Below are 24,234 nucleotides of genomic sequence, written 5' to 3'. Positions count from 1 at the left end.
CGGACTAATAAAACGTTGATTGTTTTCTGTTTGTTTAGTTTTGAGGGAATTATTCTCTCAAAGCTTTTTTATTCGTTCTTTGAAAACTAGATAATCGTAAGAAGAAGTAACCAAGTAAAAACCGAGTGATCGCCATTTTAGTTTTTCTCTCTAATGAATGTTAGAGTAAAACCTTTTAGGTTAAGTTAGAAAGGGCGCACGGTGGATGCCTTGGCACTAGGAGCCGATGAAGGACGGGACTAACACCGATATGCTTCGGGGAGCTGTAAGTAAGCTTTGATCCGGAGATTTCCGAATGGGGGAACCCACTGCTCGTAATGGAGCAGTATCTTTACCTGAATACATAGGGTATGGAAGGCAGACCCGGGGAACTGAAACATCTAAGTACCCGGAGGAAGAGAAAGCAAACGCGATTCCCTGAGTAGCGGCGAGCGAAACGGGAACAGCCCAAACCGAAAGGCTTGCCTTTCGGGGTTGTAGGACACTCAACATGGAGTTACAAAGGAACGGGGTAAATGAAGCGGCCTGGAAAGGCCAGCCGTAGAAGGTAAAAGCCCTGTAGTTGAAACTTCGTTCCCTCCTGAGTGGATCCTGAGTACGGCCGGACACGTGAAATCCGGTCGGAAGCAGGGAGGACCATCTCCCAAGGCTAAATACTCCCTAGTGACCGATAGTGAACCAGTACCGTGAGGGAAAGGTGAAAAGCACCCCGGAAGGGGAGTGAAATAGTACCTGAAACCGTGTGCCTACAAGTAGTCAAAGCCCATTCATGGGTAATGGCGTGCCTTTTGTAGAATGAACCGGCGAGTTACGATTACATGCGAGGTTAAGTTGAAAAGACGGAGCCGCAGCGAAAGCGAGTCTGAATAGGGCGTCATAGTATGTAGTCGTAGACCCGAAACCAGGTGATCTACCCATGTCCAGGGTGAAGTCCAGGTAACACTGGATGGAGGCCCGAACCCACGCACGTTGAAAAGTGCGGGGATGAGGTGTGGGTAGCGGAGAAATTCCAATCGAACTTGGAGATAGCTGGTTCTCTCCGAAATAGCTTTAGGGCTAGCCTCACGTAGTAAGAGTCTTGGAGGTAGAGCACTGTTTGGACTAGGGGCCCTCATCGGGTTACCGAATTCAGACAAACTCCGAATGCCAATGACTTATCCGTGGGAGTCAGACTGCGAGTGATAAGATCCGTAGTCAAAAGGGAAACAGCCCAGACCACCAGCTAAGGTCCCAAAGTATACGTTAAGTGGAAAAGGATGTGGAGTTGCTTAGACAACCAGGATGTTGGCTTAGAAGCAGCCACCATTTAAAGAGTGCGTAATAGCTCACTGGTCGAGTGACTCTGCGCCGAAAATGTACCGGGGCTAAACGTATCACCGAAGCTGTGGGTGGACACCGTCTGGTGTCCGCGGTAGGAGAGCGTTCTAAGGGCGTTGAAGCTAGACCGTAAGGACTGGTGGAGCGCTTAGAAGTGAGAATGCCGGTATGAGTAGCGAAAGACGGGTGAGAATCCCGTCCACCGTATGCCTAAGGTTTCCTGAGGAAGGCTCGTCCGCTCAGGGTTAGTCGGGACCTAAGCCGAGGCCGAAAGGCGTAGGCGATGGACAACAGGTTGATATTCCTGTACCACCTCTTTATCGTTTGAGTGATGGGGGGACGCAGGAGGATAGGGTAAGCGCGCTGCTGGTTATGCGCGTGTAAGCAGTTAGGCTGAGAAGCAGGAAAATCCGCTTCTCGCAAAGGCTGAGCTGTGATGCCGAGGGAAATATAGTACCGAAGTTCCTGATTCCACACTGCCAAGAAAAGCCTCTAGCGATGATATTAGGTGCCCGTACCGCAAACCGACACAGGTAGGCGAGGAGAGAATCCTAAGGTGAGCGAGAGAACTCTCGTTAAGGAACTCGGCAAAATGACCCCGTAACTTCGGGAGAAGGGGTGCTCATTACGGTGAATAGCTGTGATGAGCCGCAGTGAATAGGCCCAGGCGACTGTTTAGCAAAAACACAGGTCTCTGCGAAGCCGCAAGGCGAAGTATAGGGGCTGACGCCTGCCCGGTGCTGGAAGGTTAAGAGGAGGGGTTAGCGTAAGCGAAGCTCTGAATCGAAGCCCCAGTAAACGGCGGCCGTAACTATAACGGTCCTAAGGTAGCGAAATTCCTTGTCGGGTAAGTTCCGACCCGCACGAAAGGCGTAACGATCTGGGCACTGTCTCAACGAGAGACTCGGTGAAATTATAGTACCTGTGAAGATGCAGGTTACCCGCGACAGGACGGAAAGACCCCGTGGAGCTTTACTGTAGCCTGATATTGAATTTTGGTACAGCTTGTACAGGATAGGTAGGAGCCTGAGAAGCCGGAGCGCCAGCTTCGGTGGAGGCGTCGGTGGGATACTACCCTGGCTGTATTGAAATTCTAACCCGCACCCCTGATCGGGGTGGGAGACAGTGTCAGGTGGGCAGTTTGACTGGGGCGGTCGCCTCCCAAAGAGTAACGGAGGCGCCCAAAGGTTCCCTCAGAATGGTTGGAAATCATTCGTAGAGTGTAAAGGCACAAGGGAGCTTGACTGCGAGACCTACAAGTCGAGCAGGGACGAAAGTCGGGCTTAGTGATCCGGTGGTTCCGCATGGAAGGGCCATCGCTCAACGGATAAAAGCTACCCCGGGGATAACAGGCTTATCTCCCCCAAGAGTCCACATCGACGGGGAGGTTTGGCACCTCGATGTCGGCTCATCGCATCCTGGGGCTGTAGTCGGTCCCAAGGGTTGGGCTGTTCGCCCATTAAAGCGGTACGCGAGCTGGGTTCAGAACGTCGTGAGACAGTTCGGTCCCTATCCGTCGTGGGCGCAGGAAATTTGAGAGGAGCTGTCCTTAGTACGAGAGGACCGGGATGGACGCACCGCTGGTGTACCAGTTGTCTTGCCAAAGGCATCGCTGGGTAGCTATGTGCGGACGGGATAAGTGCTGAAAGCATCTAAGCATGAAGCCCCCCTCAAGATGAGATTTCCCATAGCGTCAAGCTAGTAAGATCCCTGAAAGATGATCAGGTTGATAGGTCAGAGGTGGAAGCGTGGTGACATGTGGAGCTGACTGATACTAATCGATCGAGGACTTAACCAAGTCATGTATTACTGGTGAACTCGTTTTTACAACACTTCTTCTGCATTATCTAGTTTTGAGGGAATGAAACCTAAAAAAAATAGTCTGGCAACTATGGCGAGAAGGTCACACCCGTTCCCATACCGAACACGGAAGTTAAGCTTCTCAGCGCCGATGGTAGTTGGGGCGAAACCCCCTGTGAGAGTAGGACGCTGCCGGGCAAACAAAAGACAACCTGAAAAATGGTTGTCTTTTTTGTGTTCTTTTATTAAAAGGGTAATTGGCTTTGAAAAATGGAGTTTCGCGGATATATTGGGATTTTCGCGGATATATTTGTTTTTTCGCGGATAAAATCAAATTAACGCGGATATAATTTATTTTTCGCAGATATATGATGGAAAACCGCGGATATAATTTTTATAGACCATAATTGGTGAATAGGAGACCGAAATTTTACCCTCCAATTACGCAAATGGGCCTTATTGAAGCAGTCGACCACTATTTTTCGTCCGCCAACTACGCCAATCGATCTTCTTGGAAAGGTTTTCGTAATATACAAATATTAATCATAACGATTCCGTGTTGCTGAAAGTAAAATATCGATTCACCTAACAAGAAACAGCCTGTACTATGGTTGTTTTTTTTGCCTAATTTGAATAATATTCTTTGCATAGAGAACGAAAAACTCTTATGTTAGATTAGGATGCTTTTTGACAAAATAAAAAAGTAAAGGAGTGGTGCAAGTATGGAAACAACCATTAAGTGGACAGGCAAAATGGCGTTTACAGGCGTTACACCTTCGGGTCATGAAATTAAAATGGATGCAGCAGAAGAAATCGGTGGGGAAAATTCTGGTGCAAGACCGACCGAACTGCTGTTAAATGCAGTTGCAGGATGCACTGGCATTGATATTATCTCGATACTGCAAAAAATGCGCCTCGAGCCAAAATCATTCGGTATGCAGGTCAAAGGGGATCGTGCCGATGACCATCCGAAGCGGTTCACCGATATCCAAATCCATTATGCGTTAGAGGGAGACCTGCCGGAAGAAAAAGTAGTGCGTGCGATTCAATTATCAAAGGACAAATATTGTTCCGTATCTCATTCCTTAAATGCTAATATTACTGTGAGTTATTCGATTAATGGGGTTGAAGGGAAGCAAAGTTTGTAGCGAGGAGATGAAAAGGGCAACCAGAACACGGTTGTCTTTTCTCTCTTAATAAAATAGGAGTGTTACCGCATGGAATTAAGACAATTACAGATGTTTATGGAAGTCGCCAAACATAAAAGCATTACCAGGGCGGCGGAGCTTTTGCATCTTTCCCAGCCGGCGTTAAGTAAATCCATTATGGCGCTTGAAGAAGAACTTGGAATGACCTTGATTATTCGCAGCAACAAGACAAGTGACCTCACCGACGGAGGAAAGGTCGTTCTCGAATATGCACAAAAAATGACCGCTCTTATGGAAGAAATGAAGACCACATTAAATGATATGACCAATTTGACGAGAGGCCAACTAAATATTGGGCTGCCGCCGTTTATTGGCAGTTTATTTTTTCCAAGGGTAATGGCCAAGTTTCACCAAACCTATCCCAATATTGAATTGAACATTGCCGAGTATGGCGGGGCGAGGGTAGTGAAAAGCGTAGAGGAAGGAGAAGTAGAGCTCGGTGTTACAGTTCTGCCAATTGATGAGCACCCATTTCATGTCTACCCGATTGTGGAGGAGGAAATGAAGCTGCTTGTTTATAAAGACCACCGGCTCGCAGGGAAAAATGAAGTGAATATCAGAGATTTAAAACGGGAAGAATTTATTTTTTATCATGAGGAATTTTCCTTGAATCAAATCTTGATGAATCATTTCCAGGCGTTCGGCTTTATACCCAAGATTCTATTTAAAAGTTCGCAGTGGGACCTGATGTCGGAAATGGTAGCGGCTAATCTGGGGATTACCATTCTTCCTCAATCCATATGCAACCGGGTGTTTAATAAGGACATTAAAGTATTGGATTTAAAACCAACCATCAACTGGAATCTAGCGGTCCTCACGAAGAAAGACCGATACATTTCAAATGCCGCACGAACCTTTATTGAATTTATTTTGCAAGACCCATTATAACTTTTAGTTATGAAAATAATTCTTAATATGTATTTTACGAATAGCCAATTTCGTCGTACTATAAAAGTATATTAATTCGACTTTAAAGGAGTTTTGAACACTCCTTTTTGTTATTTTAGAAAGGGTTGGTACGATGAAACTGGGTTTAATTATTCTGCAGGTGTTATTTATCCATATTTTCTTATTTTTGGGTGCCGCAGCTAAAGCCTTCATTCCACTGCCAATCCCTGCTTCCATGTTTGGATTGGCCATTTTGTTTTTAGCGCTATGCTTAAAAATTGTTAAATTAGAATGGGTTGAAAAGGGAGCCAATTGGCTGATGGCCGAATTGCTGTTGTTTTTTGTCCCGTCAGCAGTAGGAATTGTAAATTATGATGAAATTCTCAGCTTTCAAGGGGCAGAAATTGTCGTTTTAATCGGAATTAGTACCATCCTTGTAATGGGCATGACAGCATGGATTGCTGAAAAAATAATGGGCAGAAGACGAGGTGAGCAGCATGATGATGGTAATCGTAACAGTCGTAACATACTTCACATACCGATTGGCAAAACGAATTGGCGCTAAATGGAACTTCCCACTGTTCCATCCGTTGCTGCTTGCACCAATTCTTTTAATTGGGTTAATCTCGGTGTTCCATATGCCTGCTGATCAGTATCTAGATGCATCCAAATGGCTGACACATATGCTTGGACCGGCGACGGTTGCCTTTGCCGTTCCAATTTATAAACATCTGCCGCTAGTGAAAAAATACATTTCAACTATTATTATTAGTATTACATCGGGTACACTGATGGCCATATTTTCCACATTTGCCCTGTCAAAATTAATTCACTTAGACGTGGACTTTATCACTTCCATCATGCCAAGATCGATTACAACTCCAATTGCGATAGAGGTTTCAAAGGAAATTGGCGGCTTGCCTGCGTTGACGACGGTGTTTGTAATCCTGACAGGTGTGATTGGCGGAGTTGTTGGTCCATCCGTCATCAAATGGCTGTCGATTCAGACACCAATAGCCAAAGGCTTGGCTCTTGGAATGGGTGCCCATGGATGTGGCACCAATAAGGCGCTGGAATATGGGGAAAAGGAAGCAACATTCTCATCGCTCGGAATGATTTTCGCCGCTTGGATTACCTTGCTTTGGGGGTCCTTGTTAATTCCTGCCTTAATGAATGTTCATTAAAAAAAACGCTCGGGATGAGCGTTTTTTTTGACTTTAAACATTCTCAGCAAATTCATATTCTGGCGGCTTGACCTTAAAGCCTTTTGTCAGCCAAATGAGGTAAACCAAACCGATGACAACCCAGCCAAGTCCAAAGCTAAGGGCCAAAATATCGAGACTGAACCAAAGATAGATAAGGAAGGCCAGTCCAATCAGCGGGAACAATGCATGACTAATAAATCTCTTACCGTTCATTGCCTGTTTATTTTTAAAATAATGGACAATAACAGACAGATTGACGAATGAAAATGCAGTAAAGGCGCCAAAGTTGATTAGTGATGTCGCTGTCACAAGGTCTAGGAATAAAGCACTCAAGGACAGGACTCCGACAAAAACAATATTGAAAACAGGAGTCTGCAATTTTGGATGGACTTTTCCAAACCATTTCTTTGGAATCACGCCGTCGCGGCCCATGGCAAACAGCAGTCTGGAAGCACTGGTCTGAGCGGCTAGGCCAGATGCCAGTACCGATATTAACGCACCGCTTGTAAAAACGGATTGAAACAGAATTCCACCAATACGCAAGGCAATCTCCGGTGATGCTCCTTCAATATCATGGAAAATAGAAACGTCCGGGAAGAGAACCTGCATAAAATAGGTCACTGTGATAAAAAAGACTCCACCAATGAAAGCAATCAAAAAAATCGCTTTCGGAATATTTTTTTCCGGATTAATGGTCTCCTCAGATAAAGTGGTGACTGCATCAAATCCAAGAAAGGCCAATGCTAGAATCGCCGCTCCCGAGAACAATAGACTCATGTTGATTTCTTCTGAAAAAAACGGTCTCACTCCAAATCCCGTTCCGCCATCTCCCGAAACAATCGCCCTAACCGTTAAAATAACAAAAATAATAGCAACAAGCAGTTGAAACAGGACGAATAGCGTATTCGCGGAAACAGTGATTTTAATTCCGGCAATATTCATAACCGTGATGATGACGATTAATCCGACGACCCAAACCCAGGAGGGAACATTGGGGAAACTTGCAGATAAATAAATCCCTGCCAACACAGCGTTGATCATCGGTAAAAACAAATAATCGAGCAAAGCGGACCAACCGACAAGAAAGCCGAGTTTTGAACCCATGGTTCTTTTAGTATAAGTATAGGCAGACCCTGCATCAGGATAAAGTTTGACCATTTTTCCATAGCTTAGGGCAGTAAATATTATCGCAATCGTAATTAATATGTAGGAAGCAGGTACATGTCCGTGTGTTTCCGCTGAAACAACTCCAAATGTATCAAAAACCGCAAAGGGTGACATATACGCCAACCCCAAAAATACGACAGGCGCTACCCCCAGCGTGCGCTTTAATGTTACTTGTGAAGACTCCAATTCTATCATTCCCCTCTCATTATGCATGAATATTATTTTAAAAGAATTATTATGCGATGTGAAGATATTTTTTAAATAAATTTTTCCTGTGAAATAGTTTATAATGAGAGAAAATCTATTGGATATTAGGTGAGGAAATTTGAAAATGGAACATATTTTGGTCGTAAGCCCTATGTATACTCAATTACAAGCTTTTATTGAAAAAGAAAACCTGTTAAACCAATTTCGATTTATACCGGAAGACGAGTTGACGCAGGCTGAGTTGAACTGGTCAGATGCTTTGGTGGCATTTAACCTTAGGGCCGATTATGATTACAGCAATGTCAAATGGGTTCATTCATTAGGGGCTGGGGTAGACCGTTTTTTATATAAGAAGGCATGGAATGAAAATGTGTTGTTAACCCGGACGATTTGTTCCTTCGGGCAAAGAATTGCCGAATATTGCTTAAGTTACATATTGAAGGATTTGCAGTTTCACGACCAGTTTCGGGAGTGTAAGCGGCAAAAGAAATGGCAGCCTATGACTCCAAAGCTCTTGAGTGAGCAAAAGGTGATGATTTACGGGACTGGTGAGATTGGTCAAGCAACCGCCAAGGTATTGGCGGGTTTGGGTATGGTAGCATACGGCTGTTCGTCGAGCGGCAAGGAAAAGGAATTTTTTTCAGAAGTGTTGACAGTTGAAAAACATTTTTCACGGTTGGCCAAAATCGATTATGTGATAAATACGATGCCATTAACCAATCAAACAGCTGATTTTTTTGATGAGCGGATTTTTAAGCAGTTATCCGGTGCAGGGTTCGTTAATGTGGGGAGAGGGGCGTCCGTGAACGAAGGAGCACTACTGGAAGCGTTAGACCAAAATCTGGTAAGGTTTGCAGTTCTCGATGTGTTTGCCGAGGAGCCGCTGCCAGGGGACAACCCATTATGGAAACATCCCAATGTTATAATCACTCCGCATATATCAGCGGTTACCACACCCGAAGAGGGGGCAGCCTGCTTTTTGGACACGCTGAATAAGATAGAAGAGGGGATTCCGCTTGATAATGTAGTAGATGTAAAAAAAGGATATTGAAATAAAAATGGGCTGTCAAAAACGTCAGGTAACTGACCTTTGGCAGTTCCCTTTTTTTATTCTGGAACAATTCGACCTGTTTTTTTGCACTCTAAGCATTTCGTTTTCCGACTTTATTTCCATTCATTAATGTGTATGGGAACAAATTTCTCTCGCCTGTTGTTTATATCTATTAGTTTACGTTAATAATGGTATATCGACTAGTCACAGAGGAAATTGAGGCAATTTACTATGGATTTGTTTAAGAAATTGATGAAAAGAAAATTAAAAAAGGTGAAGTTCCAAAATCCGTTACTTGGTCTGGAGAAGGAGCATCCGTCTTTATCTTTGCCGCATTCCCCCACCACTGATCTTGAGACCAATTTGTCATTTTTGCAATCGATTTATAAGGATTGTGCTGATGTTGTTTTCCGGCATTTTACCATTGCTGGGAAAGTGAAAGCTGCCCTTATTTATATCGAAGGGATGTCCAATATTGAGGAAATTGATAAAAGCATTTTGGCACCGCTGATGCGGCAGACAGTCACACCTAATGAAAAGCTGAATGAAATTATCGCACAAAGATTAACGGTTTCTAGTATAAAAGAAAACGAGACGTTTGCTGATGCAATCGAGCAAATCGCATCGGGTAATCCTGTAATCCTAGTAGATAAGAATCCCGTTGCCATTTCTGCGGGATTGTCCAAATGGGAGAAAAGAGCGGTGGAGGAACCATTGTCCGAGACGGTCGTTCGCGGTCCACGAGAGGGCTTCACCGAATCTTCCGTCGTAAACACTTCCCTGTTGCGAAGAAGGATTAAAAGCCCGAAACTTAAAATGATGTCGCTAAATATCGGCCGAGAAACGCAGACAAAAACGACCATTGCCTATTTGGAGGGAATTGCTGACCCGACCTTGGTGGAAGAAGTAAAGAACCGCCTAAAGCGCATTGATATTGATGGTATTTTGGAAAGCGGGTATCTCGAGGAATTCATTGAAGACCACCCATTTTCTCCTTTCCCGCAAATTTTGAGTACCGAACGTCCAGATGTTGCCGCTGCCAATCTTCTTGAAGGTCGGGTCGTGATTTTGGTTGACGGGACGCCTTTTGTGATGATTGTTCCTATTTCGTTGTATTCGTTGCTCCAAGCATCCGAAGATTATTATGAACGGTTCATGATTGGCACATTAATCCGCTGGATGCGTTATGGATTTTTGGTGATGGCGTTATTGCTTCCGTCTGTGTATGTGGCGGTGTTGACCTTTCATCAGGAGATGATTCCGACAACCTTGTTGCTCACTTTTGCCAAGTCAAGGGAATTGATTCCTTTTCCTGCGCTTGTTGAGGCGTTGATCATGGAAATCACCTTTGAGGCGTTAAGAGAAGCGGGAATCAGGCTGCCGAAACAAGTCGGTTCTGCTGTCAGTATTGTTGGTGCCCTTGTTATCGGTCAGGCCGCTGTTTCCGCCGGTCTCGTTTCCGCACCTATGGTCATGGTCGTGGCGATTACGGGAATTGCTTCGTTTACAATCCCACGCTATAATGGCGCCATTGCCATCCGGATGTTGCGGTTTCCTATCATGCTCCTGGCCGGTACACTCGGGCTTCTTGGGATTATGCTTGGTCTGATTGCCATCATTGTTCATTTAAGTACGGTTCGCTCTTTTGGCCTGCCGTATCTGGCTCCGATGGGTCCAATGAGAGCGAGCGAAATGAAAGATGTCATGATGCGGGCTCCTCTTTGGTCATTCCGGACCCGCCCGCGCTTGACGGGAGATTATAATCAAAACCGGCAGGCCCCTGGGCAAAAGCCGGATCCTGCCAAGGGGACGGAGTAGGTGATGGAAAACATGATCGAAAAAGGAAAAATATCGGCTTTTCAAATGGCAATTATGATGACGCCTACGATTTTCGCTACAGCCTTGCTGCTAGTCCCTGCGGCTACAGCAAGACATGCAAAACAGGATTTGTGGCTGTCGCCAATTATGGCATCCGTTAGTGGTTTTTTAGTTGTGATGATCGCCGCTAAGTTATATAAGCTCTACCCGGAAAAGAGCTTCATTCAGTATTGTGAACTTATTCTAGGCAAAATAGCGGGCAAAATCGTCGGGCTGATTTTTTTAGCGTATTTACTTCATATTAACGGGATCATCTTGCGGGAGTACGCAGAGTTTGTTGTCGGCACTTTTCTTCATTTGACACCGTTGAATGTGGTCATGGGTTCCATGCTCCTCGTTTGTGCCCTTGCCGTATACGGGGGAATCGAGGCAATCGGCAGATCTTCACAAATTATCGTCCCGGTTGTGACTTTACTGTTTGTGTTAATGACGTTATTGCTCTTAAAAGATCTTGATATCAAAAATTTACAGCCGTTTTTGGAAGATGGGCTACTCCCTCCTTTCATGGGTTCGATTGTACCTGCGGCTTGGTTCAGCGAGTTTATCCTAATCGCGTTTTTATTGCCGTATTTAAAGGACTCGGCGAAAGCGATGAAATGGGGATTTCTATCTGTTGTCAGTGTCGCGGCTTTATTGGTTTTAACAAACCTTGCCACCTACATGCTGTTAGGCAAACTTACCATAAAGGACACGTATCCGGTCATGGTTGCCGTCCGTTACATCAGTATTGCCGGTTTTTTAGAACATCTAGAAGCTGTTGTTATGGCGATTTGGGTATCCGGAACATTTATTAAAATTGCCGTGTTTTATTACGCCGCTGTACTTGGGCTTGCGCAATTGCTTGGGCTTTCCGGCTATCGGCGACTCGTGCTGCCAACCGCTTTTCTTTTGCTCGGTCTCAGCAATTGGTCAGCTTCCAATTTGCAGTCATTGGCCCACTTTCTTGAAACTACGGGGGCATTTTATCTGTTAACGATGCAGCTTGGCGTTCCTTTTCTGCTGCTTTGTATAGCTTGGATTCGAAAAAGTTTCATGAGAAAAAGGATGGAGTCAAATGAGTCCGGTTAATATTTTTACGAAAATAATGATCATGCTGCTGCTAATTGTCATCCCTGCCCTCTTACTCGCTGGCTGCTGGGACAGGAAGGAATTGAATGATCTAGCCATCATAACCGCTGCCGGCATTGATAAAAAGACCGACTCAACCATCGAAATGACAGTTGTGGTGTATATACCGAAAAAAGCAGCCGGCGGCGGGGGGGAAACCGGGGGCGGCGGAGGAGGGGAAGGACAGGTCTTGGTTCGCTCCGCTAAAGGCGCGACACTTGCCGAGGCCACTTCTGCGCTGCAACAGGAGTTTCCCCGCCATTTATTCTGGGGCCATAATGAGGTGTTCGTAATGCATGAAGATTTTGTCAGGCAGGAAGATATCCGCCCCACCATTGACTTTATTTTACGCCATCCGCAAACTCGTGAACGCTCCCACATTTTTGTCAGCAAACAAAAAGTGGCGAAGCTCTTCAGCCTTGATCCCCCATTGGAACGGGACTTAGCGGAAGTGCTGCGAGAGTTGGCAAGCTTAAAAACTGGCGTAGACATCACCCTGAAAGATCTGGGGCAGATGCTGATTGGTGAAAGCGGGGCCGCCGCTGTCCCTTATATTGAAATATTACCGACCCAGCCAGGTCAGGGGAAAAATCAAACCATAGGCTATATCGTAGGGACGGCGGTATTAAAACAAGGAAAAATGGTTGGGGCCGTCGACCAGTCGACAACGCGGGGAATATTATGGCTGAGAAATGAAATTGAATTGGCTATTGTAACCGCCAAACCTGAAAATGTGGAAGGGTATATTTCCATGCAATTACTTCGGGCACAATCCCAGATCATCCCCAAAATCGAAAATGGTAACTGGAAAATTACTCTAAAAGCGGAAACGGAAGACGATATTATTCAAAATGGCACGACTTTGAATACAGGAGATCCGGAAACCATCAGCAAATTGGAGGAAGACCTGAGAGATGATATTAATACTAGAGTAAAGGAAGCTTTAACCAAAGTACAAAAAGAGATGAACGCGGATATATTCGGATTTGCGGAAGCCTTTCACCGCGCCTATCCTAAAATGTGGAAAAAGCATAAACACGATTGGGATGATATTTTTCCAACGATTGACGTAACGATGGACACGACGGCGAAAATCCGAAGACCTGGGATTGTCACCGAACCAGGGGCATATCCGGAACAAGAGGTGAAAGACGAATGAAGTGGGGCTCCGCTGCTGGAATCACGTTCATATTTATATGCATCATCCTATTCGAATGGACGAAACTAGGTAAGGGCCAAAAAAAAGAAAAAGCTGCTTTATTTTCGCTGGCCCTTATCGCCTGGGCCCTTTGCAATCTGCTCGTATTCTTCACCAATATCCCCGGACCAACAGATTTTGTAGACGGCATCTTCAAACCCCTTGGGAAACTGCTGGAGAAATAGGGTAGTTGATCGATACCGTCTATATCAGCGGTTACCACGCCCGAAGAGGGAGCGTCCCCCCTTTTTTGGACACACTGAACTAGAATATTAGAGGCTGGGAATCCTGTGGATAATGTAGTCGATGTAAAAAAGGATCTTGACATAGAAAAAAGTAAGCGCCCGGCACCTTTTTCTGATTTTTATTTCCTTATCCCTGCCTCTTCGGCCAATTTTGTAAATCTGTCTTTTTCTTTTTTTACACTTTTGGAAAAATCGGCTGAATTCAAATAAGCAGGCTCAAGCTTGATTTTTTCAAGTTCCCCAATAAATGCTTCGTCCTTCTGCATTTTTGCCACTGCCTCATCCCACTTCTTGACTATTTCGTCCGGTGTTCCCGGTGCGAACGACAATCCCGTCCACCATTTTACAGTTAAGTTGTCAAATCCCAGTTCTTTTGTGGTTGGGACGTCTGGAAACAATGGACTCCGTTCTTCTGATGACACGGCAAGAAGTTTTAATTTTCCAGCCTCGGTGAGAGCCGCCATTTCGCCAACTGTATGAACAGCCAATACGACATGGCCGCCAGCTACCTTTGCGGTCGAGTCCGAAGCCCCTTCAGAAGACACCATCGAGGTCTTTTTAAAATCTACCCCAATGGTTTTCAACCACTCCGCTACGCCAAATGCAGAGAATCCAGCAGGACCTACGCTGGCCCATGTTAATTTTTCAGGGTTTTTCTTGACCCAGTCTGAAAACTCTTTTAAATCCTTCCATTCCGCATCCGCTTTTACACCAAAAGCAAGAGACCCTTGTGCAACCCGAGCAGCAAATATATTGTCCTCAATCGTTAAAGTTGGGTTGGAATTTCCTGCTTCATACATCGTCGTCGAGGAATTGTTATTCACCAATACCGTATAACCATCTGGCCTAGCCTCTTTCAGAGCATATTGGGCGCCAATTATGCCCCCGCCACCCGGTTTATTCGTAACGACAATCGGTTTGCCCCATTCCTTGCTTAGATAGTCTGCCACCGTACGGGCTGCTAAATCAACCCCGCCGCCAGCAGCAAACGGTACAACCAGTTCAATCTGTCTAGTCGGATACTCAATCTTCTTGTCAGCATTCCCGCCAGCGTTAGTAGCCGGTTTTGACGTTGAATTCGAGGAGCAGGCGGCCAAAATAACAGCCAGAATGAAGGAGAAAGCCAGCGTTTGAAACGATTTCTTTTTCAAAATAAACCCTCCCTTATGAAAATTCCATCTTTTCATTTGTTTCTTGCAGGAGTCGTTTTTTCGTTCTTTTCATCAGAAAGATTGATAGAGCTAAAAGGATGACTGCCAATAATAAAATCGTAAGTGAGAGGGGACGCTGCACGAAGATGAATAGGTTGCCAGAAGACATTTCCATCGATTGAATGAACGAACTTTCAATTTTAGGACCGAGGACAGTAACTAGGACAAAAGGGATGATGGGCCAATGGAACTTATGAAACAAGTAACCTAGAATGCCAAAAATGATGGCTACTACAACATCAAACATACTATTGCGGACGGAATAGGCTCCTAATACACTTACTAGCAAAATAATTGGCGCCAATATGCCAAATGGGACTTCCGTCAGTTTTGCCCACAACCCAACCAACGGTAAATTTAACACTAACAGGATGACGTTTCCGACAAACATTGAAGCAATGACCATCCATACCATTCCACTGTTTTGTTCAAACAAGAGTGGACCAGGGGTCAATCCATAAATCATCAGTGCTGCTAACAGCACAGCCAATGGTGGTGATGCCGGAATTCCTAGTGATAACAGGGGAATAAACCCGCCTGAACTTGTCGCATTGTTGGCCGATTCAGGACCAGCGACACCTTCAATTGCTCCTTTGCCAAATTTCTCAGGCTGCTTGGAAAGTTTTTTTTCTAAATCATAGGAAAGAAAGGAGGTGATGGTTGCGGATATTCCTGGCAGGATTCCTAGGAAAAAGCCCAATAGACTTCCTCTTAAAATCGCAAATTTACTCTGATTCAAATCCTTTTTTGTCGGGTACACCCGTTTAATCTTGACTCGCTTTGTCACTGTTCGATTTTCCTCCAGCCCCTTTAAAACCTCGGTAATGGCAAATAAACCAATGATGATGCTGACCATATCGAATCCGCCAGTCAGCGTGCTAAATCCAAAATCTAACCTTGGGATCCCCGTCGTCATCCCGATGCCAACTAACGAAATAATGAAGCCAAATAACCCCATCAGGATCGATTTTCGCAGTGAGTAGCCGGTCAAATTAAACAGGACTAACAGGGCAATTAACATTAGCGTAAAGTATTCGGGCGGGCCAAACTTCAACGCTTGATCAGCTAAAAATGGGGCAAATAGGACAAGGCCGATTAATCCGATAATGCCAGCAAAGAAAGAACCGATTGCAGCAATTCCAAGCGCTGAACCGGCCCTGCCCATTTTGGCGAGCGGGTAGCCATCCAAAGTGGTGGGCACGGAAGAGGATTCGCCGGGAATGTTCATTAATATCGCTGTGGTCGAACCTCCATACATCGATCCATAATAGATACCAGCCATCATCATTAATCCTTGGGCGGGTTGGAGTACGGTTGTGACCGGCAGTAATACCGCAATCGCTGACGTGGGGCCAAGTCCGGGAAGTACCCCGACCAATGTGCCGAGCAATGAACCCAGCAATACAATTAAAAGATTGGAAGGAGTGACAACTTCACTGAGCCCGCCCCATAAATATAGGAACGTTTCCATCTATAGATCAACCTCCTATTAAAACGAAAAGATGCCGACGGGGAAAGGTGTTTTTAAGATGAAAATAAATAGGTAATAGAAAACGGCAGTTATCAGTCCTCCAATTATGATGGCAGGGATCCATCGGCTATGGTTTATCAACTTTAACAGGGCAATGGATACAACCAGCGTGCTTGCGACATAACCAAAAAAATGAATGAAAAGGCAGTAGACAAATAGAATGACAATGGAAGCTGTTAATGTAAATAGGGTCTTTCCTGCCGGCAGTGCAGAAGTGCTTTCCTGTTTGGTTTTTTTCTCGAAAAATAGGCTGATCCCAACAACCACTAAAAATAGTCCGATAAATCCTGGCAAGGCATGGTCACCGGTAACCAGGTTGAGACTGTAAGGAAATAATCTGTATGCTTCATATAAGGAGAGCATACCGATTAAAACGGCGATGGAACCTCCCACTTTTTTCTCAAGGTTAGCTTTTCCTAACATAGGGATACCCCCATCATTCAGAATGGTGTGAACACAGAGAAAATAAAAAATGCCATGCAACGTTCATTTTCCGTTCCAAACATTGCAAGGCCTTCAGTGGTCTGAATGAACCTTCATTATTAGGGTTAGTTTTGTAAATGGTGGTATTTTTCGCAAACAGAGGAAAAAACGTTTAATTATATTTATTTTATTAAGACTTATCTCATAACCAATGAAATGTAATATCTGCTAAACCAATGAGGTTGGCAGTCTTTATCTTTTTTGGTTATATTATTGATAATAACTTGTCTGAATGAGGTTTTAGCGAATGAACTTAAAATTTCAATTAACTCGTGCTTTTTTAATTAGTCTTGTTTCATTGACGGCATTTGCTTTGATGGCAGCCCTCGTTAGTGCTGATAGAATTGTTAATTTCGACAGTATGGTTATTGGGACAGTCCAAGGCTGGGAGGCCCCTTGGTTAACGTCTGTTATGGAGTTTTTTACTTGGATCGGATCTACGAAGGTTGTGGTGGTTTTAAGTCTTCTGGTGATCTGTGTTCTTTATAAAGTGATGCAACATCGATCTGAGTTAATTTTGTTTATTGCGGTTGTGGCAGGGACGCCAATTTTGAATCACTATTTGAAGGCTTTTTTTCATCGGGCCCGTCCTGATTTCCATCGGCTGATTGAAATAGGCGGGTACAGCTTCCCAAGCGGTCATGCGATGAATGCATTTTCGGTCTATGCAGTATTGGCCTTCCTACTGTGGCGGCATATTCCTACTAGGATTAGGCGCAGTTTGTTGATACTATTTAGCTCGTTTATGATTGTGATGATTGGGGTTAGCCGAATTTATTTGGGTGTGCATTATCCGAGCGATATCATCGGCGGCTATTTCGCCGGCGGTTTTTGGCTGACTGCGGCCATTTGGTTTTTTCAGTGGTATAAGGAGCGCCAGCCGCAGCTTAAAGCGGGGGAACTGCAGCGGAATGAAGGGTAAAGCAAGGGGAGTCGGTACTTATGTGCCGGCTTTTTGTTTATTTAGGGGGGATGATGATTTGATTTTGCCGGAGAGGCAGCTGTGAAAAGGGTCGGCGGTAAAAAAGAAGACGTTATTTTGCCCGTAAGGTAGTCGAAGGCTGTGGTGGCCGCAAAAAAGAAAATATTGTTTGAACATTCTTAACAAATTAAAGTCGACTAGTGTATAATTACTCTCAATTATCATTAGAAGGAGATATACAATGAGCACAAATATAACCACTCAACTCGATGAGTATAAGCAGCGAAATCAAAATCGCGGACGTTTGTTGGTCAGTTGTCCGGACCAGCCGGGGATTGTCGCAGCCGTTTCGCAATTTTTATTTTCACATAATGCCAATATCATTGAATCCAGCCAATACTCTACCAATCCTGAGGGCGGTACTTTTTTCATCAGGATTGAATTTGAATGTCCATCACTAAAGGAGAAGGCGGCCGAAATGGCACAGCAGTTTGCCGCCATTGCCGACAAGTTCACAATGGAGTGGAGTTTAACCCCAGTTTTTAAAGTGAAAAAGGCGGCGATTTTTGTTTCAAAGGAATTGCACTGCCTCCTGGAGCTCCTTTGGGAATGGCAAAGTGGTGATTTAATGACTGATATTGCCTTGGTGATCAGCAATCACGAAGAGGCTAGGGAAATCGTGGAACGCCTAAATATCCCATTTTATTATATTCCGGCTAATAAGGACATCCGCGAGCAGGTTGAAGCAAAACAACTCCAGCTGCTGAAGGATTATGACATTGACTTAATCATTTTGGCACGCTACATGCAAATTCTCACCCCAAATTTTGTGGCAGCAAATCCAAACAAAATTATTAACATCCATCATTCGTTCCTGCCGGCATTTATTGGGGCAAGACCGTACGAGCGTGCCTATGACCGAGGAGTTAAGTTAATTGGTGCGACTTCTCATTATGTAACCAATGATTTGGATGAGGGACCGATTATCGAACAGGATATTGCCCGGGTCGATCACCGAGATAATGTGGATTCGTTGAAAAAAATCGGCCGTTCCATTGAAAGGAGCGTCTTGGCGCGTGCGGTGAAATGGCATATCCAAGACAGAATCCTCGTCCACCAAAATAAAACTATTGTTTTCTCATAAGCCGAAGGAATCCTGCTAACAATAAAAAGGATTCTATTCCTGGGAGGGAAATCAATGACAAATCAAAATCCTATCGAGTTTACAGGAAAAGTTCTTGACCAGAGAAACACATTGACTGGACCAAATGACGGTAAAGCTACATACCCTGAGCGGCCGAAAAACGTAGCTATCAAGCAGGAACATAATAAAAAATAGCGGTGAAGGCTGTCGGTATGTGGCGGCCTTACCTTTTTCCGGCTGTGAGCATTAAAGTTTCCTTCCTTGTATCACAAAGGGTACTATAGTAATGTATCTTTTTTTAGAAAGGAAAAATTGTGATGTCAAACATTCATATACCATTATCAGTATTAAATCTGGCTCCAATCCGCGAAGGACAGGGCCCGCAGCAAGCTATAGATGCGATGGTTGACCTAGCGCAAGCTGTTGAAAAAATGGGCTATAAACGCTATTGGATTGCCGAGCATCATAACACACCGACACTTGTCAGCTCGGCAACAGCCATTTTAATAAAACATACATTGGAGCATACCAGTACTATTTCAGTCGGTTCCGGCGGAATCATGCTTCCTAACCATTCACCACTGGTGGTGGCGGAGCAATTCGGAACGATGGCGACGATTTATCCTGGGCGTGTAGAATTGGGGCTAGGGCGTGCTCCGGGTACAGATATGCACACAGCAAGTGCATTACGACGTTCCAAGAATGATTCTGTATTTACTTTTCCTGACGATGTCCAAGCGCTGTTAACATATTTTGGACCGGAAGAAAAACAAGGTTACGTAAGGGCCTATCCTGGCGCCGGTACAGAGGTTCCCATTTATATATTGGGATCCTCCACTGATTCCGCTTATTTAGCAGCAAGTTTGGGGCTGCCTTATGTATTTGCTTCGCACTTTGCGCCACGATATATGGAAGAAGCGATTTCCATTTACCGGAGCAGGTTCCAGCCTTCACAATACCTCGACAAGCCGTACATGATGGTTTGTTTAAATGTGATTGCAGCGGAAACCGACGAGGATGCAAAGTTTCAGTCCACTACCATGCAGCAATTTTTCTTGAATGTGGTCCGTGGATCACGGATGCCAATGCAGCCGCCAGTAGAGAATATGGATCTTATTTGGAATGCAATGGAAAAAGAAATGGCCAGCACGATGACAAGTGTGACGCTGTTAGGATGCAAGGAAAGTATACGGCAGCAGCTGACGAGCTTCCAGGAAAAATACAATGTCGATGAAATCATGGCTGTGACGTATATGTTTGATCCGGAAAAACAAAAACGGTCGTATGAGATATTGAAGGAAATTGTCGACGGGAGATAATCTGCCTTAATAAAGTTTAAAAAAACTCTTGAAAAATGTACTAGCTTGTACTAATATTTAACATAGTTTCCAATTCAATATATTGTTGGATTCTAAATTAAATTAACTATATATAGTGTTTGCGTTAAGAAAAGATGCCGATCAAGGCTTAATAGGGAATCCGGTGAGAATCCGGAACTGCCCCCGCAACTGTAAATGCTGACGAAATGAGCAAACCACTGTATAAGATAGCTGCATTAAAGGCGCTTATACGGGAAGGGTTCAAAGTAGGATGAAGCATGAGTCAGGAGACCTGTCTTTCTTAAGATGTTTCAACTTCTTCGGGGATTGAGAAGATGAAACGGTGGCGACAAGAGGCTTAGTATCTGTTTTTGATGCTCTCTTTTGTTCGAATCGTTTCATCCGCTCATCCCCATGAGCGGATTTTTTATATTTAAGGGGGAAGAGAGCGATGAGCACTCAAATTAAGAATGAAATGAATGTTGTGATGGAAACCATCAAGAAAGCGTCAGTAAGGTATCAATTAGATACGAGCGACCTTCAAAACTCCATCTGCGCTTTAGATGTCACAGATTCGGAAGCCAGCCAGGCAGCATTATATTATGCTATTAATCAAATTGCGATGGACAAGCCAGACTGGACATTCGTTGCGGCCAGACTTTATTTAAATGAATTGTATCAAAAGGCTGCCGAAAACAGAGGTTCCGACCCGGCAAACAAATACGGAGACTTTTTTAAGTTAATTCAAAAGTTGACAGTGAAGGGAATCTATTCTAGCGATCTAGTAATCCTATACAACAAAGAGGAAATTGACGAATTAGGAAAAGAAATCGATCCGGAACGTGATTATCTGTTTAATTACATAGGGTTATTTTTACTCGCTGACCGATACCTGGCAAAAGATCATCAGCAACAGGTATTTGAGCTACCGCAAGAACGTTTCATGATTATTGCGATGACGTTAATGAAACATGAAAACAAGGCAGGACGGTTAGACCTGGTTAAGGAGGCATATTGGGCGCTTAGCCATTTATATATGACAGTTGCGACTCCGACGTTAGCGAATGCAGGCAAAAGCTTCGGACAGCTGTCGTCCTGTTTTATTGATACCGTTGATGACTCTTTGGATGGGATATATTTAAATAACTGGGACATTGCCCGGTTGAGTAAGGATGGCGGCGGGATTGGGATTTACTATGGCAAAGTCCGTGCTCTCGGTTCAGATATTAAAAGATTCAAGGGAAATTCCTCTGGAGTCGTGCCATGGATTAAATTGGTAAACGATACCGCGGTAAGTGTCGATCAATTGGGGCAGCGCCAGGGGGCCATTGCCGTTTATTTGGATATTTTTCATAAAGACATCATGAATGGGTTCCTAGATTTAAAGACGAATAACGGTGATGAGCGACGCAAGGCACACGATATTTTCACCGGTGTGGCAGTGCCGGATCTGTTTATGGAAAAATTACTAGAGACCGATGAAACTGGCAGAAGTATTGGGGAGTGGCATACCTTCTGTCCGCACGAAGTCAAGCAGATAATGGGCTGGAGGGACGAAGCGGGCAAACCGCTCGGTCTAGAAGACTATTATGATGAAGACGACCGAAAATATTTTTCGGAAAAATATCAACAGGCTGTTAACCATCCGCTGCTCCCGCGAAAAACGTACCGGGCGATGGATATCATGGCCCGCATTATGATGGCGCAATTGGAAACAGGCACCCCGTACATGTTTTACAGAGATGAAGTGAATAGACAAAATCCCAACAAGCACGTAAGAGGCAAAGGCCATACTTCGATTTATTGCAGCAACCTCTGTACAGAAATCACACAGAATATGTCTGCGACCACGATTGTCAGTGAATACCAGGATCAGGACGACAATATTGTCATCGTCCGGAAGCCTGGGGAATTCGTTGTTTGCAATTTGTCGTCTATTAATCTGGCAACGGCGGTCCCGGCTAATGTATTAGAACGATTGATTCGGATTCAGGTTAGAATGCTTGATAATGTAATTGATTTCAATAGCATTTCCGTTGGCCAGGCCCGGCAGACTAATCAAAAGTACCGTGCCATTGGTCTTGGTACCTTCGGCTGGCATCATTTATTAGCTTTAAAAGGGATTTATTGGGAGACAGACGAAGCCGTTCAATATGCGGATGAGCTGTATGAAAATATTGCCTACCTGACCATCCAATCCTCCATGGAACTAGCCAAGGAAAAGGGACAATACAGTCAATTTCGTGGTTCGGAATGGCAAACCGGCGTTTATTTTGAACGAAAAAATTACCAGTCCGAACGCTGGCTTACGCTTAAGCAGGAGGTCGCTAATCATGGTTTGCGGAATGGCTGGTTAATGGCAGTTGCGCCAAATTCCTCGACTGCAAAAATCGGTGGTTCTACCGATGGGATTGATCCGCTTTATTCTATTGAATATGCTGAAGAAAAGAAAAATTTTAAATTGAAGGTGACGGCACCAGATTTAAACCATCGGACGTATGATTACTATCGCCGCGCCAGACATGAATTAGATCAATTATGGAGCATTAGGCAAAATGCCGCCCGCTCTCGTCATATCGATCAGTCAATCAGCTTTAACCTTTATGTCCGGCATGATATAAAGGCAAAAGATTTGTTCAACCTTCATATAGAAGCTTGGAAGCAAGGGTTAAAGACGACATATTATGTACGGAGCACGTCGCAGGCTGAAATAAACGAATGTGAAGCTTGCCATAGCTGATAGGGGGAAAATTGATGAAACGTCTGCACAAAATAAAACTGCTGAACCCGGAGTACCCAAATAAATCAACCGGGATCATTAACGGACAGTCATCCGGTCTGCTCAACTGGAATGACATTGCCTACCCGCAAATGTATGAGTTGTATCAAACCTTACTTTCGAATTTTTGGAAGGCACAAGAAATTAATATGCAGGATGATATTAAGCAGTGGGACTTGCTTTCAGCTGTAGAAAAGGATGTGTTTTTGCGAATCAATACCCAGCTGGCATCGTTAGACAGCCTGCAAACACCTACAATGACACAGGTGATGGACTATGTGACCGATTCCAGCTTTAAAGCGATCTTTGCGGTCATTGCCCAGCAGGAGGCAGTGCATAATGAATCCTATTCCTATATTCTAAGTTCGCTGGTTCCTTTAAGTGAGCAAAATGCCCGGTTCAATCAGGCCAAAGGCGATCCTATTGTCCAAAAACGAAATCGGTTGATTTTAACAGCCTATGAAAAATTCCGTGAGGAGCCGACAGCACAGCATTTATTTGAATTGAGTGTGAACTCGATAAATCTTGAAGGAATCTATTTTTATGCCGGGTTTGCTTTTTTCTATCATCTTGCCCGTCTCCAAAAGATGCCAAAGACGAGTACAATGATCAGCTACATCCAGCGCGATGAAATGCAGCATGCCTATTTTATGGCTCAGTTTATTCGGATCCTGTTAACGGAAAATCCAGAGTTACATACCGAGGAAAACATTCATTATGTTTACCGGACGATTGGACAAGCGGTGGAGCTGGAAAAAGAATGGGCGTCCTTTATTTTGCGTGATGTGGAAAGGATAAATCTGAATGAATACAGCTGCTACACGGAGTACCTCGCAAATAAACGGCTGCGTCAGCTTGGTTTGGAGAATTTATATGAAGAACACGATAACCCAATGCCGTGGATTCATGTATTTTCTGATGAGATGCTTAATGGCACGAAATCCGATTTTTTTGAACAGAAGCCGCGCACCTATGCAAAAGTGACACAATCAAATGGTTTCGATGAGCTATGAATATAGCGATTGTTTATTCCTCTAAGACGGGGAACACGGAAGAACTGGTTTATTTGCTTCAAGAATTATTTGCAGAAAAACAGATCGTAGTCAACATGTATCGTGTTGAGCAATTTCCGATTTCGGAGCTTAACAGGCTTGATGCAATTGTAGTTGGAACCTATACTTGGGGAAATGGAGAAATACCGAATGAAATGCTCCCGCTATATCGCACTTTTGAGAGCCATAATGGTAAAGATTTGGTGACGGGAATTGTGGGTACAGGTGACAGCGGTTATCCAAGCTTTTGCGGGGCCGTCGATGAATTCAGGGATATGCTGTTTGTTCAAACACATTTGACCGCCACCTTAAAGATAGAAGTACAACCTCAGGCGAAGGATGTTGACCGCTGCCGGAAATTTGTAGACCTGGTGGTGGAAAGGGTTAATAAGAGTACTCTTTCAGTTTGATGAATGGATATTAGAGGTCCTCCATTTTTTGAAGGACCTCTTTCTTTTTACCTCATGATGCAGCTTTTGCTAGGTAAATGGCAAGGGGCAATTATTTTTAAAACAAACTGGC

Annotated in this window: 20 protein-coding genes, 2 rRNA genes and 1 riboswitch; of the genes, 18 read left to right on the top strand and 4 right to left on the bottom strand. The window is 44.3% G+C overall.

The window, feature by feature from the left end; translation table 11 throughout:
* Positions 1 to 178 precede the first annotated feature (178 nt).
* From ACZ43M_RS17005 to ACZ43M_RS16980, 6 genes are all read left to right on the top strand, one after another.
* Positions 179 to 3,115, top strand: a 23S ribosomal RNA gene (locus ACZ43M_RS17005).
* An 83-nt stretch (positions 3,116 to 3,198) separates the two neighbouring features.
* Positions 3,199 to 3,315, top strand: a 5S ribosomal RNA gene (gene rrf, locus ACZ43M_RS17000).
* Between the two features lie 524 nt (positions 3,316 to 3,839).
* Positions 3,840 to 4,265: an OsmC family protein gene (locus tag ACZ43M_RS16995; RefSeq protein WP_464503727.1), complete on the top strand. Its 426-nt coding sequence runs from the start codon at positions 3,840 to 3,842 to the stop codon at positions 4,263 to 4,265.
* 69 nt (positions 4,266 to 4,334) lie between these two features.
* Positions 4,335 to 5,213 carry a LysR family transcriptional regulator gene (locus ACZ43M_RS16990; RefSeq protein WP_464503726.1) on the top strand — a complete coding sequence of 293 codons (879 nt, stop codon included), beginning with the start codon at positions 4,335 to 4,337 and terminating at the stop codon, positions 5,211 to 5,213.
* Positions 5,214 to 5,346: 133 nt separating this feature from the next.
* Positions 5,347 to 5,778, top strand: coding sequence for a CidA/LrgA family protein (locus tag ACZ43M_RS16985; RefSeq protein WP_464503725.1), 432 nt, complete (start codon positions 5,347 to 5,349; stop codon positions 5,776 to 5,778).
* A complete protein-coding gene (locus ACZ43M_RS16980) occupies positions 5,711 to 6,397 on the top strand; it encodes an LrgB family protein (RefSeq protein ID WP_464503724.1) in 687 nt (228 codons plus the stop codon). Before ACZ43M_RS16985 ends, ACZ43M_RS16980 begins: the two co-directional genes overlap by 68 nt.
* A 33-nt stretch (positions 6,398 to 6,430) precedes the next feature.
* Here ACZ43M_RS16980 and ACZ43M_RS16975 read toward each other — a convergent pair whose 3' ends face one another.
* Positions 6,431 to 7,771 (bottom strand): APC family permease, encoded by a 1,341-nt coding sequence (locus ACZ43M_RS16975; RefSeq protein ID WP_464503723.1) that lies wholly within the window; start codon positions 7,769 to 7,771, stop codon positions 6,431 to 6,433.
* A gap of 145 nt (positions 7,772 to 7,916) precedes the next feature.
* Here ACZ43M_RS16975 and ACZ43M_RS16970 point away from each other — a divergent pair, with 145 nt between their 5' ends.
* The 5 genes from ACZ43M_RS16970 to ACZ43M_RS16950 all read left to right on the top strand — a co-directional run bounded on the left by ACZ43M_RS16970 (position 7,917) and on the right by ACZ43M_RS16950 (position 13,211).
* On the top strand, positions 7,917 to 8,843 hold the full coding sequence (locus ACZ43M_RS16970; protein WP_464503722.1) for a D-2-hydroxyacid dehydrogenase: 927 nt from the start codon (positions 7,917 to 7,919) through the stop codon (positions 8,841 to 8,843).
* 231 nt (positions 8,844 to 9,074) lie between these two features.
* Positions 9,075 to 10,661: a spore germination protein gene (locus ACZ43M_RS16965; RefSeq protein WP_464503721.1), complete on the top strand. Its 1,587-nt coding sequence runs from the start codon at positions 9,075 to 9,077 to the stop codon at positions 10,659 to 10,661.
* Positions 10,662 to 10,664: 3 nt separating this feature from the next.
* Complete coding sequence (locus tag ACZ43M_RS16960) at positions 10,665 to 11,789, top strand: GerAB/ArcD/ProY family transporter (protein WP_464508046.1); 1,125 nt, start codon at positions 10,665 to 10,667, stop codon at positions 11,787 to 11,789.
* A complete protein-coding gene (locus ACZ43M_RS16955; protein ID WP_464503720.1) occupies positions 11,776 to 12,987 on the top strand; it encodes a Ger(x)C family spore germination protein in 1,212 nt (403 codons plus the stop codon). Before ACZ43M_RS16960 ends, ACZ43M_RS16955 begins: the two co-directional genes overlap by 14 nt.
* Positions 12,984 to 13,211 carry a hypothetical protein gene (locus ACZ43M_RS16950; RefSeq protein WP_464503719.1) on the top strand — a complete coding sequence of 76 codons (228 nt, stop codon included), beginning with the start codon at positions 12,984 to 12,986 and terminating at the stop codon, positions 13,209 to 13,211. The genes ACZ43M_RS16955 and ACZ43M_RS16950 overlap by 4 nt, the downstream gene beginning before the upstream one ends.
* Positions 13,212 to 13,390: 179 nt before the next feature.
* Here ACZ43M_RS16950 and ACZ43M_RS16945 read toward each other — a convergent pair whose 3' ends face one another.
* The 3 genes from ACZ43M_RS16945 to ACZ43M_RS16935 are packed head-to-tail and all read right to left on the bottom strand — an operon-like array spanning position 13,391 to position 16,436.
* Positions 13,391 to 14,422 (bottom strand): tripartite tricarboxylate transporter substrate binding protein, encoded by a 1,032-nt coding sequence (locus ACZ43M_RS16945; RefSeq protein ID WP_464503718.1) that lies wholly within the window; start codon positions 14,420 to 14,422, stop codon positions 13,391 to 13,393.
* 13 nt (positions 14,423 to 14,435) lie between these two features.
* Positions 14,436 to 15,953, bottom strand: coding sequence for a tripartite tricarboxylate transporter permease (locus tag ACZ43M_RS16940; RefSeq protein ID WP_464503717.1), 1,518 nt, complete (start codon positions 15,951 to 15,953; stop codon positions 14,436 to 14,438).
* An 18-nt stretch (positions 15,954 to 15,971) separates the two neighbouring features.
* A complete protein-coding gene (locus tag ACZ43M_RS16935) occupies positions 15,972 to 16,436 on the bottom strand; it encodes a tripartite tricarboxylate transporter TctB family protein (RefSeq protein WP_464503716.1) in 465 nt (154 codons plus the stop codon).
* 307 nt (positions 16,437 to 16,743) lie between these two features.
* On the opposite strand from ACZ43M_RS16935, the gene ACZ43M_RS16930 reads away from it, so the two are divergent.
* From ACZ43M_RS16930 to ACZ43M_RS16900, 7 genes are all read left to right on the top strand, one after another.
* Positions 16,744 to 17,418 carry a phosphatase PAP2 family protein gene (locus ACZ43M_RS16930; protein WP_464503715.1) on the top strand — a complete coding sequence of 225 codons (675 nt, stop codon included), beginning with the start codon at positions 16,744 to 16,746 and terminating at the stop codon, positions 17,416 to 17,418.
* Between the two features lie 241 nt (positions 17,419 to 17,659).
* The gene (gene purU, locus ACZ43M_RS16925; RefSeq protein ID WP_464503714.1) at positions 17,660 to 18,562 is read left to right on the top strand and encodes a formyltetrahydrofolate deformylase; all 903 of its coding nucleotides are present in this window, start codon (positions 17,660 to 17,662) and stop codon (positions 18,560 to 18,562) included.
* Positions 18,563 to 18,616: 54 nt separating this feature from the next.
* On the top strand, positions 18,617 to 18,757 hold the full coding sequence (locus ACZ43M_RS16920; protein WP_464503713.1) for a hypothetical protein: 141 nt from the start codon (positions 18,617 to 18,619) through the stop codon (positions 18,755 to 18,757).
* Between the two features lie 122 nt (positions 18,758 to 18,879).
* Positions 18,880 to 19,881 (top strand): LLM class flavin-dependent oxidoreductase, encoded by a 1,002-nt coding sequence (locus tag ACZ43M_RS16915; RefSeq protein ID WP_464503712.1) that lies wholly within the window; start codon positions 18,880 to 18,882, stop codon positions 19,879 to 19,881.
* Positions 19,882 to 19,996: 115 nt separating this feature from the next.
* A riboswitch (cobalamin riboswitch) is annotated at positions 19,997 to 20,194 on the top strand.
* 162 nt (positions 20,195 to 20,356) lie between these two features.
* Positions 20,357 to 22,621: a ribonucleoside-diphosphate reductase subunit alpha gene (locus tag ACZ43M_RS16910; RefSeq protein ID WP_464508045.1), complete on the top strand. Its 2,265-nt coding sequence runs from the start codon at positions 20,357 to 20,359 to the stop codon at positions 22,619 to 22,621.
* Positions 22,622 to 22,635: 14 nt separating this feature from the next.
* On the top strand, positions 22,636 to 23,673 hold the full coding sequence (locus tag ACZ43M_RS16905) for a ribonucleotide-diphosphate reductase subunit beta (RefSeq protein ID WP_464503711.1): 1,038 nt from the start codon (positions 22,636 to 22,638) through the stop codon (positions 23,671 to 23,673).
* The gene (locus ACZ43M_RS16900; protein WP_464503710.1) at positions 23,670 to 24,122 is read left to right on the top strand and encodes a flavodoxin domain-containing protein; all 453 of its coding nucleotides are present in this window, start codon (positions 23,670 to 23,672) and stop codon (positions 24,120 to 24,122) included. The genes ACZ43M_RS16905 and ACZ43M_RS16900 overlap by 4 nt, the downstream gene beginning before the upstream one ends.
* Positions 24,123 to 24,234: the final 112 nt, after the last annotated feature.

Source organism: Neobacillus sp. B24 (genome assembly GCF_055381825.1).
This window is presented reverse-complemented; position numbering and strand designations above follow the sequence as displayed.

Coding starts and splice junctions, on each gene's coding strand:
- ACZ43M_RS16930 (WP_464503715.1), top strand. CDS start 16,744: ATGAACTTAAAATTTCAATTAACTCGTGCTTTTTTAATTAGTCTTGTT.
- ACZ43M_RS16980 (WP_464503724.1), top strand. CDS start 5,711: ATGATGATGGTAATCGTAACAGTCGTAACATACTTCACATACCGATTG.
- ACZ43M_RS16995 (WP_464503727.1), top strand. CDS start 3,840: ATGGAAACAACCATTAAGTGGACAGGCAAAATGGCGTTTACAGGCGTT.
- ACZ43M_RS16905 (WP_464503711.1), top strand. CDS start 22,636: ATGAAACGTCTGCACAAAATAAAACTGCTGAACCCGGAGTACCCAAAT.
- ACZ43M_RS16940 (WP_464503717.1), bottom strand. CDS start 15,953: ATGGAAACGTTCCTATATTTATGGGGCGGGCTCAGTGAAGTTGTCACT.
- ACZ43M_RS16950 (WP_464503719.1), top strand. CDS start 12,984: ATGAAGTGGGGCTCCGCTGCTGGAATCACGTTCATATTTATATGCATC.
- purU (WP_464503714.1), top strand. CDS start 17,660: ATGAGCACAAATATAACCACTCAACTCGATGAGTATAAGCAGCGAAAT.
- ACZ43M_RS16935 (WP_464503716.1), bottom strand. CDS start 16,436: ATGTTAGGAAAAGCTAACCTTGAGAAAAAAGTGGGAGGTTCCATCGCC.
- ACZ43M_RS16960 (WP_464508046.1), top strand. CDS start 10,665: ATGGAAAACATGATCGAAAAAGGAAAAATATCGGCTTTTCAAATGGCA.
- ACZ43M_RS16910 (WP_464508045.1), top strand. CDS start 20,357: ATGAATGTTGTGATGGAAACCATCAAGAAAGCGTCAGTAAGGTATCAA.
- ACZ43M_RS16965 (WP_464503721.1), top strand. CDS start 9,075: ATGGATTTGTTTAAGAAATTGATGAAAAGAAAATTAAAAAAGGTGAAG.
- ACZ43M_RS16920 (WP_464503713.1), top strand. CDS start 18,617: ATGACAAATCAAAATCCTATCGAGTTTACAGGAAAAGTTCTTGACCAG.
- ACZ43M_RS16970 (WP_464503722.1), top strand. CDS start 7,917: ATGGAACATATTTTGGTCGTAAGCCCTATGTATACTCAATTACAAGCT.
- ACZ43M_RS16990 (WP_464503726.1), top strand. CDS start 4,335: ATGGAATTAAGACAATTACAGATGTTTATGGAAGTCGCCAAACATAAA.
- ACZ43M_RS16915 (WP_464503712.1), top strand. CDS start 18,880: ATGTCAAACATTCATATACCATTATCAGTATTAAATCTGGCTCCAATC.
- ACZ43M_RS16955 (WP_464503720.1), top strand. CDS start 11,776: ATGAGTCCGGTTAATATTTTTACGAAAATAATGATCATGCTGCTGCTA.
- ACZ43M_RS16900 (WP_464503710.1), top strand. CDS start 23,670: ATGAATATAGCGATTGTTTATTCCTCTAAGACGGGGAACACGGAAGAA.
- ACZ43M_RS16985 (WP_464503725.1), top strand. CDS start 5,347: ATGAAACTGGGTTTAATTATTCTGCAGGTGTTATTTATCCATATTTTC.